A 15003-nucleotide genomic window follows, 5' to 3' on the forward strand; every position below is an offset into this window, starting at 1 on the left:
GAGCAGGGACGTCTTTTACGTGGCGCCGGCTCAAAATAGAAAAAATCGCCGACTAGAGGCGCGCAGCTGGAATGCTTTTCTTCCGCTTACCGGTGGTCATGCTCATGCACCACGTGGTGCCAAACTAGGGGCTTCCTACAACCGCGTCGTTTATAATTATTGCGCCGCAATCCTTGTTAGCTGCATGCAATGGGGCGGAAGCAATGCCTGAATTCGACTGGCGGTCGCCGGATTCGTTTAAGAGCCTAGAGAACGCTGAGATCACTGAAATCGCCTGGGTAGGTCTTCGTATGAACGTGGACTACCAACGTGACTACGAAGCGATCATCGCAAACAACTCAGATGGCGCGGTGACCGAGGAGTTCAGGAGGAGGTGGGGCCTCTGCTTTCGCTCATGACCCCCAGAGGTCGTTCCACGAGCAGACAATCTTTTGGGCGCCCGAGGTTCTACCGACCGTCGTCCCGCTCACTGTAACCGCTCCAGCGCCTGGTCAAAGCCCAACGCCTCAGCCGGCGCTTGATCTTGCATCTGGTCAGGTGCGCCGTGCCGCTGACGGCTGGCACGCCGTGCTGCAAATCGGTTCGGCGGAGCATCGCATCTGGTCGAAACAGCCGCTGACCGCAGGCGCTCGCTATGCGGCCGAGTTGCCGTTTGATCGCGATTTCGAGGCGCGCGCGCATGCCGCCACGCGGCTGTGGCGCGCGATGAATGGACGCGCGCCAGGGCCTCCGTTTCATCGCGTGCCCAAACAGCGGCGTGAACGACTGTGCGCAGCTCTTCGCGCGGTCGCCGCGTATCTCGCCGGCGCGACTTATCGCAGCATCGCAGAAGCTCTGTTTGGCAAGGGGCGCATATCGGATCGTGGCTGGAAAACACACGATCTGCGCAGCCGAACCCGTCGCCTTGTACAAAGCGGCCTCGCATTTGTCCGCGGAGGTTATCGCAAGCTGCTTCGGCCCAGGCGCAGGGACGAGTAGCGCCCTTGCTGGGGTGCCGAAAATCGACCCCCCGATATTCGGCATCCCCCTCCGAGATCTCGCTTCTCCATGATGACCGCACACACGCCGGCGCCGCCATCCGCGGTGCGCTGTCACCTTGGAGTTCTCAAATGCCCGATGCAATGGCCGGACTGCCCCCGCGCTTCCTGCGGACACCGGAGGCCGCGCGGTATCTTGGTCTCTCGGGACGCACGCTTGAGAAGCACCGCACGTACGGCACCGGGCCGACCTATCGGAAGATCGGCGGGCGTGTCGTCTACGCTGTAGAGGATCTGAAAGCGTGGGCTGATCTCGGCGCCAAGACGTCAACCTCGGATCCCGGCAAGGGCACTGTGCTGCCAGCCAAGAAGCACACGGTGCTGCGCCCGTATGCGGGCCAGGAACGTCGCTGATTGCCACGTGAGAGCAGTCACCATGCGGCGCAAACACCATTCCGAGCGCGACCAGCTTGAGCTCTTTCGGGCGCTGCCCGGCGACCTCGCGCCGCGCGATGCGCAGGATCTCATGGCTTATCCGTTCTTCTCGCTCGCGAAAACAAAGCGCATTGTGCCAATTGATTTCCGTGCCGGTGCGATCGCAATTCGTGTCGAAGCGGTGCCGGAACACGGCATGGCGACAATCTGGGATGCCGACGTTCTGATCTGGGCCGCGTCCCAGATCGTCGAAGCCCGTGACGCCGGGTTGAAGACGTCGCGCCTGATGGCTGCAACGCCTTACGAGATCCTGACGTTTGTCGGCCGCGGCACCAGCGCGCGCGACTATGACCGGCTGAAGGCTGGTCTCGACAGGTTGCAGTCAACGACCGTGCTGACGTCGATCCGTCAGCTGGCAGAACGGCGGCGGCATCGCTTCTCCTGGATCAACGAATGGAAGGAGACGGCCGATGCAAATGGTCGACCATTTGGCCTCGAGCTGATCCTGCCCGATTGGTTCTATGCGGGCGTCATCGATGACGCGCTCGTGCTGACAATCGATCGCGGCTATTTCGATCTGACGGGCGGGCTTGAGCGGTGGCTCTACCGCCTCGTGCGCAAGCATGGCGGTCACCAGGACGGCGGCTGGAGTTTTGACCTTGTGCACCTCCATGCCAAGTCCGGCATCCTCTCGCCGCTCAAGCATTTTGCCTACGACATACGTCAGATCGTGCGGCGTCAGACATTGCCCGGCTATCGGCTCGTGCTCACGCGCGATCCTGATGGCACCGAGCGGCTGAACTTCGTGCCCACGCTCGTTGATCCCTTAACGGCACGCCTGCGCCGGCGCGCACTCATTCCAAATTCGGAGGACAACCTGTGAATCAGCTCGTGCTATCGGGGACCGCAACCCTCGTGCTATCGGGGACCCGATCCTCGTGCTATCGGGGACCGGAATCGGGCTTAAGTGCTTGTTTCCCGTCGCTTTCCAGCCGCTCTAACTTTACTAACATACTGACACTAACTTCCAGTTGTGAATCAGTACGTTGTGAACAAGTCGGCGGCGCGTGCAGCGAGCATGCCTCAGGCCTCGACTCTCTCACGCGCAAAGCTTCGCTGCAATACGATTGTTATCTCCAGTCTGCGCGCGCGAACGCGATCGCGCGCAAATCTGCGCGATCGCTGGCGTCGACATCATTGCCAGGTGCGCGTCACGTCCTTTTGCAGCCACTCGCTCGTCGAGGAGAACTCGCTAACATCCGTGGTTGGCACGATGGCCACCACAAGCCGGAATCTGAGGAAAGGGCGGTCAGGCTAACCAGCGCCGTGCTTGATGGCTTCAAACCTCGTCATGAAGCCGCCGGCAAGAAAAGTTGCGATCTCACCCAGATCCCCGTCTCCTCGGGAGACGCCGCTCCGCCGTGGCGGAAGGAAAAGGCGCGCGTGGAAGCGGCCGGGTCGCGGAGGCCCTTACACCGCCGCAGCGACCCGGCCGCGCTTGCCGCCGGCGCCAAACCGGAAGGTGGTGCCATCGATCCAGATCTTGTGCAGCAGCACGGCGAGCGCCCGCGCCACCGCGGTTGCCGCGCGCTTCAGACCCTTCTTCCTGGCCAGCCGCAGGCCCCAGAGCCGCAGCTTGAAGGTCTTCGGAATGCGCGTCAGGATTGCGATCGCAGCCTCGTACAGCATCGCCCGCGTCAGCTCGTCGCCGCATTTGGAGATGCTGCCGATCCGGTCGGTCTGGCCGGATTGATAGCGCCGCGGCGTCAGTCCGAAATGGGCGCCGACATTGGTCGACTTTTTGAATCGCGACGGATCGTCGACGGTGGCGCGGAATGTCAGCGCCACCAGCGCGCCGACGCCCGGCACCGTCATCATCCGCCGCACCACCTCGTCACCGCGTGCGGCCGCCAGCACCAGGCGGTGCAGTTTTGCCAACTGCAGCCGCATGGCGTTGCGGGCGTCCAGCAGCGGCACGACGATCGCTTCCAATTCCTTCTTCCCGGCCAGGAGATCGCGCACCCGCGCCTCAAAACGGCCGACCGAGATCTCGCCAACCTTGAGGCCGAACGGGCGCAACAGGCCGCGGATCATGTTCTCCATGTCCAGCACCTTGCCGAGCAAAGCCTTGCGCCCGACCAGCAGCGCCCGCAACGTCTGTGTGCTCTCCGACTTGACGTGAACCGCGCGGAACCAGCCGGTCCGCATCATCTGCGCAATGCCCCTGGCGTCGTTGCGGTCGGTCTTGTTCAGCATCGCGTTCAGCGCCGCCTTGGCGTGCCGGGTCTCGATGCAGATCACGGGCAGGCCCTTGTCGGACAGCGCCGTGAACAGCCAGGCACTGTACGAGAACGCTTCCAGCCCGACGCGCTTCAGCTGGATTCCCCATTCCGCCAGGAACAGCTCGATCGCGTCCGGATCGGTCGCGAGTTTCGTCTCCCGGACCACCTTGCCGTCGCCGTCCACCACGCAAATGTTGGTCGCCTCGAGCGACACATCAAGCCCTGCATAGAAGTCCATCATGCGCCTCCACCACCGCCGACCGCCGGACCGCACCACGCGTTCCGTTCGCGAATCGCTGTGCAGCATTTTCGCAGCAGCACGGCCGGCGAGGGGGCACAGGTCAGTACCCCGGCTAACCAGAAATCCTTCGGATTTCTTCTAACGGACCGGACCGAACGCCGCAGTCGTGTTTGCCTTCATCAGCCGCGTGCGTGTTTTTCCGGCCCCAAAGCTCACGAGCTCCAGCATCAAGGAGCCGCGGCATGAGTGACCTCACCGAGGTGGAAGTCCTGTGGCTTGAGAAGCGCATCGAAAACCGCATTCGGTTCGGTCGCATCGTCAAGGAACGGAAGCTTGATCGCCATCGGCGTGTCCTGTCATTTGCGCCCGGCAGTATCTTTGCCTTCGTCCGATGGACCTCCAACGACTTCGGCACGATCATTTCGCGCATCGACATCTTGCGCGCGGTCGCCGCGCGACAGCGCTGCTCAAGTGTACCGTATGTGACGCCCGGCGGCGAGATTTTGCTGCGGCTCTCAGGCTGGCCGAAGGTCGAACGAGTGTTGCAAATGATCGACGCCGTCGAGGCACTCGGCATCGATCCCGCTGACGTTGCGCCTGATCATTGGCATCACGTTCATAACCGCCTGTCCGTCAACGAAAACCCGCGTCCCTATACGAAGGCGCGCCACCAGGCCTGGCTTCACCGGCAGAGGGTCATGCGATGACACCGCGGCTCAAGACGTTGACCACGATGCTCGGCGGTGCCGTCGCACTTATCGCGCCAATCGTTCTGGAGATTACGCCGGCCTACATCTGGAATGCATCCGAGAGTGTGCCGATCGGACTCTACCGTGTGCAGCCGGCGGACAAACTGTTCGTTACGGAACTCCTCGCGGTACAGCCACCGGAGCCGCTCGCCACCTTCCTCGATCTGAACGGCTATTTGCCAGCCGGATTGCCGATGCTCAAACGCGTGCTGGCGATTCCCGGGCAGACCGTTTGCCGAAACGGGCTCGCCATTTCGGTTGACTCCATCCAAATGGGCGAAGCCCGGGAGCGCGATGGCCGTGGCCGTCCCCTCCCGAAATGGCAGGGCTGTCGCGTGGTCGGTGAGGGCGAACTCTTTGTGATGAACTGGCAGTCCACCAGCTCACTGGATGGCCGTTATTTCGGGCTCTTGCCGGCATCGGCTGTCATTGGGCGCGCGCTGCCGGTGTGGACCTGGGAGGATTGTTGGTGCCCGTATTGAGTTTCCGAACAACAATTCCTCTGTTCGGCCGAGTGCTGCACCATTCCTCCGTCCCGGCCGACAATTGCGCGGCCGTCGCACGCAGCGGCGGTCCAGGGCGGCCGAACGGCCGGCGCGAAGCGGCTTTACCCTGGACGGGCGCGAGCACGGCGGCAGGCTTGCGCTTGTTCGAAGGGAGCCTGCGCGCTGTCGTACCGTTGTTCATTGCGCTGACCGTGAGTAACGCCGCTGCGGTCGCCGGGACGCGACCCGCGCAGCCTTCAGCGCGTCATCGAGCTGGCGATCCGGTTTCGGAGTTTGTCGAGCAGGCCTCGCGGCGCTTCGGCGTGCCGGTGCGCTGGATACGCGCAGTCCTGGACGTCGAAAGTGCGGGAGACGCGCGTGCCAGGTCACCGAAAGGTGCCATGGGGCTGATGCAAATCATGCCGGCGACTTGGGCGGAACTTCGCGAGCGCTACAGTCTCGGGAACGATCCCTACGACCCGCGCGACAACATTCTGGCCGGCACGGCCTACTTGCGCGAACTGCTCGATCGGTATGGCTCGCCTGGCGTGTTTGCCGCCTACAACGCGGGACCATTTCGCTATGAAGAGCATCTCGCTGGCGGCTCTTTGCGAGACGAGACGCGAGCATACGTCACAAAGCTTGCAAATCTGCTTGCCATCGAACTGCCGCAGAGGTGGACGTCCAACGGACAGTCATCGGCAGCTGTGACGCTATTCGTCACGCGATCCGATCTCATGAAACCGCGCGATCGGTTGCTGGCGCTCATGCCATCGAGCGGTGTCACAACCGCAATCTCGGCACCCGATGTTTCACCCATGGTCCCCCGGCCTATTGGCGTGTTCGTCCGTCGATCGGATTCGGGAGTATCGCAATGACGAAGTGTGCGGGTTCGCAAGCCTTGGCGTGCTTCACCGAACAAGTGGCACGTGCTGATGGCGTACGGGCGATGCCTTCGGCCCGCGCTCTACTCGTCGCTTCGCTCCTCACCGAGCCACCCTTCGGGTGTCTCGGCCCTTCGGGTAACGATCGCTATCGCAAGCGCTCGGAAGCAGTGGGGGCTTCGCGAGTTGGCTGCCAATTCGCGGCGGCTCTTTCGGGAATCAGCGGCCGGAAGACCACGAGTAAGCGTCCGGCCGATGCACGTGAGGTCAGGTCTTGACATGATCGATTGGTTTCCAGCTCCAGGGCAGCAGTTCGTCGAGGCGGTTGACGGGGTGTCCGTCGACCATTCGCTGCAGCACGTCACGCAAGTAGGCGTAGGGTTCGACGTCATTGAGCTTGCACGTCGTGATCAACGAGCAGACGACTGCCCAACGAGTCCCTCCGCCGTCGCTGCCGGCGAACAGATGGTTCTTCCGGCCGAGCGCCACCGGACGGATTGCCCGCTCGACCGGATTGGTGTCCAGTTCAATGCGGCCATCGAGCAAGAAGCGCGTCAGACCTTCCCAGCGGGAGAGCGCGTACCGGATCGCTTCCGCAAGCGTGCTGCTGCCGGGCACGCGTGCAAGCTGCGCCTCAAACCAGGTTCGCAGGGCCTGCACAGCGGGCTTCGAGAAGGACCGCCGCTCAGCGAGCCGATGGGCAGACGACTGCCCACGGACGCGGGCTTCAATTGCATAGAGTTCACTTATCCGGCGCAAGGCTTCCGTCGCAATGGGCGAACCGGTGGCCTCGGCAACTTCGTAGAACTTGCGTCTTGTATGGGCCCAACATGCCGCGAGCATGACTTCGCCATTGCCGGTCAGCTGCTCGAAGCCCGCATAGCCATCGACATGCAGGACACCTTTGAAGCCCGCCAGGTGCGATACCGGCCGTTCGGCCTTTCGGTCGGGTGCGAACAAATAGACGGCTGCCGGCGGTTCTGGTCCGCTCCAGGGCCGCTGCTCGCGGACGTAGACCCACAGGCGTCCGGTCTTGGTGCGTCCTCTTCCCGGATCGAGCACCGGGATCGGCGTATCGTCGGCGAACAGATGGTCGGAGGCAAACACGTTCTTGCACAATCGCTCGTGCAGCGCCTCGAGCCACCAGCATGCGCCGCCGACCCATCCGGCCAGCGTCGAACGGCCGAGATCGACGCCATGCCGGGCGAAGATTTGCGACTGACGATAAAGCGGCGTGTGATCGCAATACTTGCTGACCAGCATTTGGGCGAGCAGGTTCGGAGTTGCCAATCCACCGGCGATCGGCCGCTCCGGCGCAGGTACCTGGGCAACCTTACCGCAGGCCCGGCAGCCGTATTTAGGGCGCGTGATGCGTATCACGCGAAGCTGCGCCGGTACCCAGTCCAGCATCTCGCTGACACTCTCGCCGATCGCATGCAGCGCGCCACCGCAGCAGCTGCAAGCCTCACCATCGACGTCAAGCAGAATGTCCTCGCGCGGCAGGTGGTCGGGCAGTGCCTTGCGCCGCGATGGTGTCTCGGGCGGCTCCGTTACAATGGCTGGCTGGCTTTCCTCAATGCGGCCGATATCGCTGTCGATATCTTCCAGAGTGAGCGCGAGCTGGTCGGGATCAAGGCGTTCGGAGCGACGCCCGAACTGCGCGCGCTGAAGCTGCTTGATGATTGCCTGAAGACGCTCGATCTCGCTGTCTCGATGCTCAATTGTCGCGGCGATGTCGCGCACCAAGCGATGCAGAAGTGTCGTATCAGACGGCAGATTGCTGAGATCAAGCTGCATGTCCGATTCTACTCGAACACGCTGATTCGAAGAAGTAAGTTCGCGTTTTTCTATGCGGGTTTCTGCCGTTCAACCCGCGATGGCGGGGCGCCATCGACGCTCAGGTGTGCGCCAATCGATGCCTTCGATCAGCATCGCAAGCTGCGCCGGAGACAGCGTCACGGTACCACCCGGATCGCTCATTCTAGGCCAGATGAAGCCACCTTGATCGATGCGCTTGGTGAACAGGCAGAGTCCGTTGCCGTCCCAGAACAGGATCTTCAATCTGCTCGCATTCCTGCCGCGGAAGGCGAACAGATGGCCGGAGAACGGATCCTTCTTGAGGTGTTCCTGAACCAGCGTAGCGAGCCCATCCAGGCCTTTGCGCATGTCGGTATATCCCAAGGCCAGATGCACCTTCACCCCGGCCGGCACGATCATCATCGTGCTATCTCCTGCTCCTTGACGTGTCGACGGACTGCATCCGGATCGCTGCCTTCAGGTGCAAAGACACGCCGCCCGTCGTCCAATTGGACAACCGTCATGCCGTCGGGCGGCTGCAACAGATCCTTCAGGACGAGCGTTCCCGGGTGCGCTCCGGTAACTTGCACGGCCACCAACTTCGCCCGCGCTCGCTTGCCGAACCCGAACTGTACCCGCCACCGGAACAGCATGCTGCTGACGATGCCGTGGCGCCGGCAAACCTCCGCGGCGGTGGCGCCGGGGTGTTCGGACTCGCGTACGATGGCCAGCTTTTCCTCGTCACTGAAGCGACGTCGGTTGGCAAGTCCATCGCTCGGCGGATCAGCTGTCGGTGCATCTGTCAAGCGCGCTTCGGCGACGGACTCCTTAGCAGCGCTGCTAGCACTAGTGCTTATTAGCGGACGGGCGCTCGGATGAAGGTGAGTGCGCCAGTCGATTTCCACTTCATTGGCGTCGATCAGATCACGCCACCGCCTCAGGCTGTGCTGCGAGATGCCATGTGTCCTCGCATACGCTTGCATGTTCATTCCGCACCATCTCATCGCTTCGACGTGCATCGCCCAGAACGCTTGCACGGCTCTGCAGCGCTGGTCCGTCGACACCGGACCCCGCTTCTTGCGCAGCCGCTCCCGACGTTCCTCTCGACGCAATTCCGCACGTGTTTTCAGAGCTTCGGCGTCAATCAGATGCCGCAGCCAGCGATCGAATGTGCCGCCGGAGAGACGATGCTGACGACAATATTTGCGTTTGCTGAGACCGCTCCGTCGCCACGCTTCAACGTGCACCGACCAAAAAGAACGGCGCGCTTCGTTCTTGAAATATTCCGTACCCACCGGAGATCCTCCAATGCAGCAAGGAACCCGATATGGAACGACAACGCACTCCCGGAAAGTCGTGCAGGATTCGGACGCTTACGACCACGACGGCAGGACGGCGAGATAAAAGGGGCTCGCCGGTCGAACCGCAAGCCATTGACATGGCTTGGGTTCGGGCGTGTCGGTCGGTCGGGCCGCGTGCCGTGCCTGGGGTTTTCAACAATGCAATCAAAACCATTTCCGGCACTGTAGGCGTTTTCGCTGGCGTGGAGCGCTGGGGATGACAGCAGGTGACAGCGAACTGCGTATCCGGCCTGGGCGCATCCGCAGCACCCGCGCGCCAAAGCCCAAGAGCTTCATCAACCAGGTGCTGCGCGCGGCGAAGAAAGCAGGACACACATCGAGTCAGGCCGCGGGTGGCAGGCGTTCTGCGGCCCATGGGCGCTCGACGTTTGGCCGCGGCCGGCTCGCCTTTAGTCGCAGCCGGTTGTTTAGCCCGACGCGGCGCGTCGTGGTGAAAGCGCGTGTTGTCCGCCACAAAGGCCGAGCTTTCCGTTCAGCGCCACTTACCGCCCACCTCTCGTATCTGAAGCGCGAGGGCGTGACCCGGAGTGGTGAACGGGCCGAGATGTTCGACGCCGGCAGCGACCGCGCCGATGCTACGGCGTTCGCCGAACGCTGCAAAGACGACCGGCATCATTTCCGGTTCATCGTCTCGCCAGAGGATGCCGGCGACATGACCGACCTGAAGGCGTTCACCCGCGATCTCGCCAGGCAGACGGAGACCGATCTTGGCACGCGGCTCGACTGGGTGGCGGTCGATCACTGGAATACCGACAACCCTCATGTCCACCTTCTCGTGCGGGGAGTAGATGAGCAAGGGGCGGATCTCGTGATCTGCCGCGACTATATCAGCCAGGGCCTCCGCTCGCGCGCCGAGGAACTGGTCGGCATCGAACTGGGGCCAAAACCCGAGCACGAAATCCGCAACTCACTGGAGAGGGAGGTTTCGGTTGAACGATGGACGCGGCTCGATCGGGAGATCCGGCTGGCGGCAGATGAGACCGGCTATATCGATCTTCGCCCAGAGAATCCCGGCAGTTCAGATCCTGAGATCCGGCGACTGATGATCGGTCGCCTTCAACACCTGGAGAAGATGGGCCTTGCCGCATCTGCCGCACCTGGGGAGTGGATGGTCGCGCTCGAGGCTGAGCGCAGCTTGCGCGACCTCGGCATGCGCGGCGACATCATCAAGACCATGCACCGCGCCTTTACCGAGCGCGGGGAAGCGCGCGGCGTTGCCGACTTCGTCATCGAAGGTAGACAGCCGGCGTCCGGGATCATCGGACGACTGGTCGATCGAGGGCTACATGATGAGCTGACCGGCGAGGCTTATGCCCTGATCGACGGGACAGACGGCCGCGTCCACCATGTCCGCTTCCGCGGGATCGAGGCCTTCGAACATGCACCGCCGATCGGCGGAATCGTCGAAGTCAGACGCTTCGGTCAAACCGGCGATCCGCGGCCGACCGTGGTGCTGGCAACCCGTTCCGATCTCGATCTCGCGGGGCAAGTTACGGCTAAAGGAGCGACGTGGCTCGACCACAGGCTGGTCGAACGCGATCCCATGCCGCTCGCCATGGGCGGATTCGGCCGCGAGGCCCGCGCCGCCATGGAAGCCCGTACCAAGCATCTGGTTCAGGACGGTCTGGCGCGGCGGAAGGGCCAACACATCATCTTGCAGCGCGACCTTCTGGACACGTTGCGGCGACGTGAACTGGACGAGGTGGCTGCAAAGGTCTCGGCCGACACCGGCCTGCCTCATGTGAAGGCGGCGTCCGGGGAGCGTGTGGCAGGTACGTATCGCCAGCGCCTGACGCTTACCTCGGGACGCTTCGCCATGATCGATAACGGGCTGGGTTTCCAACTCGTGCCTTGGTCGCGCGAGCTCGAACAGAAGCTCGGCCAACACGTCACCGGCGTCGTCAAGGACGGCGGTGGCATCGAATGGGGCTTTGGTCGCAAGCGGGACCTCGGCCTCTAGCATTCTCTCCAATGCAGTTGCGCAAAGGACTTTCGAGATGTCCGGAACCAAGATCCTCTGGGGACAGGTGATCGTTGTCGGCCTGATCGTTTTGCTCGCCATCTGGGGCGCGACCGAGTGGACGGCCTGGCGGCTCGCCTGGCAGCCGGAGCTCGGACGTCCTTGGTTCGAATTGTCAGGCTGGAAGGTCTATTACCCGCCGGTCTTCTTCTGGTGGTGGTTCGTCTACGACGCCTATGCGCCTCAGGTCTTTGTCGAGGGCGCCTTCATCGCGGCTTCGGGGACATTCATTTCAATCGCGGTGGCGATCGGCATGTCGGTCTGGCGGGCACGCGAGGCCAAGAATGTCGAGACCTATGGCTCGGCGCGCTGGGCAGATCTGGGGGAGGTGAGAGCGGCCGGGCTTCTCGGCCCGGATGGCGTGGTGCTGGGCAAGCTCGACCGCGACTACCTGCGGCATAACGGGCCGGAGCACGTGTTGTGTTTCGCGCCCACCCGGTCCGGCAAAGGTGTCGGCCTGGTCGTTCCCTCGCTGCTGGCCTGGCCGGGTTCGGCCATCGTTCACGACATCAAGGGCGAGAACTGGCAACTAACCGCGGGCTTCCGCGCGCGCCATGGTCGCGTTCTGTTGTTTGATCCAACCAACCCGAAGTCTTCGGCCTACAATCCGCTGCTCGAGGTCCGGCGCGGGGAGTGGGAGGTTCGCGACGTCCAGAACGTCGCCGACGTCCTGGTCGACCCCGAGGGCTCGCTCGACAAGCGGAACCATTGGGAGAAGACCAGTCATTCGCTCCTAGTCGGCGCCATTCTCCATGTCCTCTATGCGGAGGCCGACAAGACCTTGGCAGGCGTCGCGGCCTTCCTGTCCGACCCGAAGCGGCCGATCGAGGCGACACTGAAAGCGATGATGACCAGCGCGCATCTTGGCGAGCAGGGGGCTCATCCCGTCGTCGCCTCGACGGCGCGCGAACTCCTCAACAAATCCGAGAACGAACGTTCCGGCGTCCTATCCACAGCGATGTCGTTCCTCGGGTTATATCGCGATCCCGTGGTGGCCCAGGTGACCTGCCGGTGCGACTGGCGGATCGCCGATCTGATCGCAGATGGCCGCCCCACGACGCTGTACCTGGTGGTGCCTCCCTCGGATATCTCACGAACCAAACCATTGATCCGTCTGGTGCTGAATCAGATCGGCCGGCGCCTGACCGAGGACTTGCACGCCCGCGACCGCCGGCATCGTGTCCTGATGATGCTGGACGAGTTCCCAGCGCTTGGGCGGCTCGATTTCTTCGAGTCCGCGCTCGCCTTCATGGCGGGGTACGGCATCAAGAGTTTCTTGATTGCGCAATCGCTCAATCAGATCGAAAAGGCCTATGGGCCGAACAATGCGATCCTCGATAACTGCCACGTCCGGGTCAGCTTTGCGACCAATGATGAGCGGACCGCGAAGCGTGTGTCCGATGCGCTTGGTACGGCGACCGAAATGCGGGCGATGAAGAACTATGCCGGGCACCGATTGAACCCATGGCTGGGGCATCTCATGGTCTCACGGCAGGAGACGGCAAGGCCGCTGCTGACACCAGGCGAGGTCATGCAGCTTTCGCCAATGGACGAGATCGTCATGGTGGCGGGGACGGCGCCGATCCGGGCGAAGAAGGTCCGCTACTACGAGGATCGGCGATTCACCGAGCGGGTTCTGCCGCCGCCCGATCCTGCGGCCGCGGGCCGGTCATCGCGAACGGACGGATGGTCGGCGCTCGGAATGCCAAAGCCGACGGGTGAGCCAACTGGCAAAGCCGCGGAGGCCAAGGAAGACACAGCGAACAGCGGCCTCCGTCGCGAGCCAGAACTCCCCGATCACGTCGCGATTGCCAAGGAGACGACCGAGCCGACGCCGGCAGAAGAGTTTGCCGTCGTGCTTGACGACGACGAGGACGCTGTCCGCCAATCCCGACTTATGCGTCAGCAGATGCGCGGTGTCGCCCGTCAGGTCGTCTTGGACCCGAATGATGGTATGGACCTGTGAGGCAATATGCGCGACCGGATGAACGTGTATTTCCCGCCAGAGCTTCTGAAACAGATCTCGGACCTTGCCGATCGCAAGAAGCTATCTCGGTCTGCAATCGTGGAAGCGGCTGTTGCCTCATTTTTATCGCCGGACGGAGAGGACAGGCGGGAAGCCGCATTTGCGCGTCGCCTCGACCGGCTCTCGCGTCAGATGCAGAGGCTGGAGCGCGACGTCGGCCTGACGGCTGAGACCTTGGCCCTCTTCATCCGTTTCTGGCTGACGATCACGCCACCGTTGCCAAACGATGCGCAGGCGGCCGCGCAGGCCAAGGGTAGGGAGCGCTTCGAAGGATTTGTCGAAGCGCTCGGACGCCGGCTGCAGAAAGGGCAGAGCTTTCTGCGTGAGATTCCAGAGGACATCATTCGTCAGGAGCCGGCAGCCAAAGTTGATTGAAAACCGGCGGCAACGACTTCCCCGGTCTTTCTTTTTCCACGCCAGCCTACGAGGGCACCAATTTAGCCAACGTGACGAGAAGCTGGACGCGCTATCGGCTCGTATGAGCTGAGGGGCAAAAAGGGCCAGCATGCAAAATTCGGAGGCATGGCGTCTCGTCGCGCGCGTTTTTCTCCCATTTGCTGCCGGATACTATCTTTCGTATCTGTTCCGAACGATCAACGCTCTGATCTCCAGTCATCTCGCCGCGGAGATCGGGCTCGGCACTGCCGATCTCGGGCTCCTCACGTCCGTCTACTTCCTGGTGTTCGCGGCGGCCCAGATCCCGGTTGGTATTTTGCTGGATCGCTTTGGCCCACGCTGGGTTCAGAGTTGCCTGCTTTTGCTCGCTGCCGCAGGCAGCTGCCTATTCGCTATGTCCACGGGGTTGCCATTGCTTTTGATTGCGCGAGCAATGATCGGCCTTGGGGTGGCAGCGGCATTGACGGCGGGATTGAAGTCCATCGTGCTCTGGTTTCCGAGCGAACGAGTGGCCTTGCTGAACGGCTACATGATCATGCTGGGCTCGCTCGGAGCGGTGACCGCCACGACCCCGGCCGAACACCTCCTCGGCTGGATCAGCTGGCGACAGCTCTTTGAAATCATCGCAGTCGCGACTGGTGCCACAGCCCTGCTCATCTACATCGTGGTTCCTGAACGAGCCACCATCCTGCCAGCAGGATCAATGCCTGGCAGACTGAGCTCCGTCTTCGGCGATCGGCGTTTCTGGCGAATTGCGCCGCTCTCAGCCACTTGCGTGGGATCGGCCTGGTCTCTGCAAGGATTGTGGGCGGCGCCCTGGCTGACCGACGTCGAAGGATTTGATCGAACGAGACTTGTCGGGCAGCTGTTCACAATGTCACTCGTCCTTTGCGGAGGTGCCTGGTTGTTCGGCACACTGGTCCATTGGATCAGGCGAAGAGGGGGTGGAGTAGAGATCGTCCTGGCCGTGATCGCAGGGCTGTTCATCGCGGCCGAGCTATCCCTGATCTTTCGGGTGCCCTTGCTGTCACTCTTGCCGTGGTCGGTGGTCGCAATTGTTGGAACTGCGACTGTGGTCAGCTTTGCGGTAATAGCTGATTACTTTCCGCCGGAACTCACTGGTCGTGCTAACGGCGCGTTGAATGTGCTGCACTTCGGTTGGGCATTTGTTTCTCAGTTCGGGACCGGCTTCATCTTGCAGCAATGGCCGCTCGTGGATGGCCACAGGACCATCCTGGCCTATCAGGTCGCATTCGCTGTCAATGTGGCGGTACAGATCATCGCGTTCGTCTGGTTTGCTCTACCATGGCTTGGATTCTTCGGGCGGCGGATGCGTTCAATTCCGCTCTT

General features: G+C 62.4%; 16 protein-coding genes. 12 read left to right on the forward strand and 4 right to left on the reverse strand.

Annotated features, from left to right (window positions below; translation table 11 throughout):
• The 5 genes from AC0L3P_RS37660 to AC0L3P_RS37680 all read left to right on the forward strand — a co-directional run.
• Nucleotides 1-211 (forward strand): hypothetical protein (locus AC0L3P_RS37660; RefSeq protein ID WP_473309126.1); only part of this gene is annotated, 211 nt, incomplete at its 5' end.
• A complete protein-coding gene (locus tag AC0L3P_RS37665) occupies nucleotides 204-398 on the forward strand; it encodes a transcriptional regulator domain-containing protein (RefSeq protein WP_473309127.1) in 195 nt (64 codons plus the stop codon). The genes AC0L3P_RS37660 and AC0L3P_RS37665, both read left to right, overlap by 8 nt.
• Before the next feature lie 307 nt (nucleotides 399-705).
• The gene (locus AC0L3P_RS37670) at nucleotides 706-978 is read left to right on the forward strand and encodes a DUF2285 domain-containing protein (protein ID WP_473309137.1); all 273 of its coding nucleotides are present in this window, start codon (nucleotides 706-708) and stop codon (nucleotides 976-978) included.
• Between the two features lie 131 nt (nucleotides 979-1109).
• Nucleotides 1110-1391 (forward strand): helix-turn-helix transcriptional regulator, encoded by a 282-nt coding sequence (locus AC0L3P_RS37675; RefSeq protein ID WP_473309128.1) that lies wholly within the window; start codon nucleotides 1110-1112, stop codon nucleotides 1389-1391.
• 22 nt (nucleotides 1392-1413) lie between these two features.
• Nucleotides 1414-2295 (forward strand): replication initiator protein A, encoded by an 882-nt coding sequence (locus tag AC0L3P_RS37680; protein ID WP_473309129.1) that lies wholly within the window; start codon nucleotides 1414-1416, stop codon nucleotides 2293-2295.
• Nucleotides 2296-2882: 587 nt separating this feature from the next.
• Here AC0L3P_RS37680 and AC0L3P_RS37685 read toward each other — a convergent pair.
• A complete protein-coding gene (locus AC0L3P_RS37685) occupies nucleotides 2883-3932 on the reverse strand; it encodes an IS110 family RNA-guided transposase (RefSeq protein ID WP_473309138.1) in 1050 nt (349 codons plus the stop codon).
• A 245-nt stretch (nucleotides 3933-4177) separates the two neighbouring features.
• Here AC0L3P_RS37685 and AC0L3P_RS37690 point away from each other — a divergent pair, with 245 nt between their 5' ends.
• Genes AC0L3P_RS37690 through AC0L3P_RS37700 form a run of 3 tightly spaced genes read left to right on the forward strand, consistent with a single transcriptional unit; the run spans nucleotide 4178 to nucleotide 6047 of the window.
• Nucleotides 4178-4642, forward strand: coding sequence for a DUF2840 domain-containing protein (locus AC0L3P_RS37690; protein WP_473309130.1), 465 nt, complete (start codon nucleotides 4178-4180; stop codon nucleotides 4640-4642).
• Nucleotides 4639-5166, forward strand: a complete 528-nt coding sequence (locus AC0L3P_RS37695) for a S26 family signal peptidase (RefSeq protein WP_473309131.1) — start codon at nucleotides 4639-4641, stop codon at nucleotides 5164-5166. Before AC0L3P_RS37690 ends, AC0L3P_RS37695 begins: the two co-directional genes overlap by 4 nt.
• Nucleotides 5154-6047, forward strand: coding sequence for a lytic transglycosylase domain-containing protein (locus AC0L3P_RS37700; protein ID WP_473309139.1), 894 nt, complete (start codon nucleotides 5154-5156; stop codon nucleotides 6045-6047). The genes AC0L3P_RS37695 and AC0L3P_RS37700 overlap by 13 nt, the downstream gene beginning before the upstream one ends.
• Before the next feature lie 273 nt (nucleotides 6048-6320).
• Here AC0L3P_RS37700 and tnpC read toward each other — a convergent pair whose 3' ends face one another.
• The 3 genes from tnpC to tnpA form a co-directional block, all read right to left on the reverse strand.
• Nucleotides 6321-7850 carry an IS66 family transposase gene (gene tnpC, locus AC0L3P_RS37705; RefSeq protein ID WP_473309132.1) on the reverse strand — a complete coding sequence of 510 codons (1530 nt, stop codon included), beginning with the start codon at nucleotides 7848-7850 and terminating at the stop codon, nucleotides 6321-6323.
• A 69-nt stretch (nucleotides 7851-7919) separates the two neighbouring features.
• Nucleotides 7920-8273, reverse strand: a complete 354-nt coding sequence (tnpB, locus tag AC0L3P_RS37710; protein ID WP_027545505.1) for an IS66 family insertion sequence element accessory protein TnpB — start codon at nucleotides 8271-8273, stop codon at nucleotides 7920-7922.
• A complete protein-coding gene (gene tnpA, locus AC0L3P_RS37715; RefSeq protein WP_473309133.1) occupies nucleotides 8270-9145 on the reverse strand; it encodes an IS66 family insertion sequence element accessory protein TnpA in 876 nt (291 codons plus the stop codon). The genes tnpB and tnpA overlap by 4 nt, the downstream gene beginning before the upstream one ends.
• A gap of 262 nt (nucleotides 9146-9407) precedes the next feature.
• Between tnpA and AC0L3P_RS37720 the strand changes: the two genes are divergently transcribed.
• The 4 genes from AC0L3P_RS37720 to AC0L3P_RS37735 form a co-directional block, all read left to right on the forward strand.
• A complete protein-coding gene (locus AC0L3P_RS37720; RefSeq protein ID WP_473309140.1) occupies nucleotides 9408-11171 on the forward strand; it encodes a relaxase/mobilization nuclease domain-containing protein in 1764 nt (587 codons plus the stop codon).
• Between the two features lie 37 nt (nucleotides 11172-11208).
• Entirely contained in the window at nucleotides 11209-13197 is a 1989-nt protein-coding gene (locus tag AC0L3P_RS37725) for a conjugal transfer protein TraG (protein WP_473309134.1), read from the forward strand.
• 6 nt (nucleotides 13198-13203) lie between these two features.
• Nucleotides 13204-13632, forward strand: a complete 429-nt coding sequence (locus tag AC0L3P_RS37730) for a CopG family transcriptional regulator (protein ID WP_473309135.1) — start codon at nucleotides 13204-13206, stop codon at nucleotides 13630-13632.
• A gap of 130 nt (nucleotides 13633-13762) precedes the next feature.
• The coding region (locus tag AC0L3P_RS37735) for an MFS transporter (protein WP_473309136.1) at nucleotides 13763-15003 on the forward strand (1241 nt) is incomplete at its 3' end.

The organism is Bradyrhizobium sp. WSM4874 (assembly GCF_055811835.1).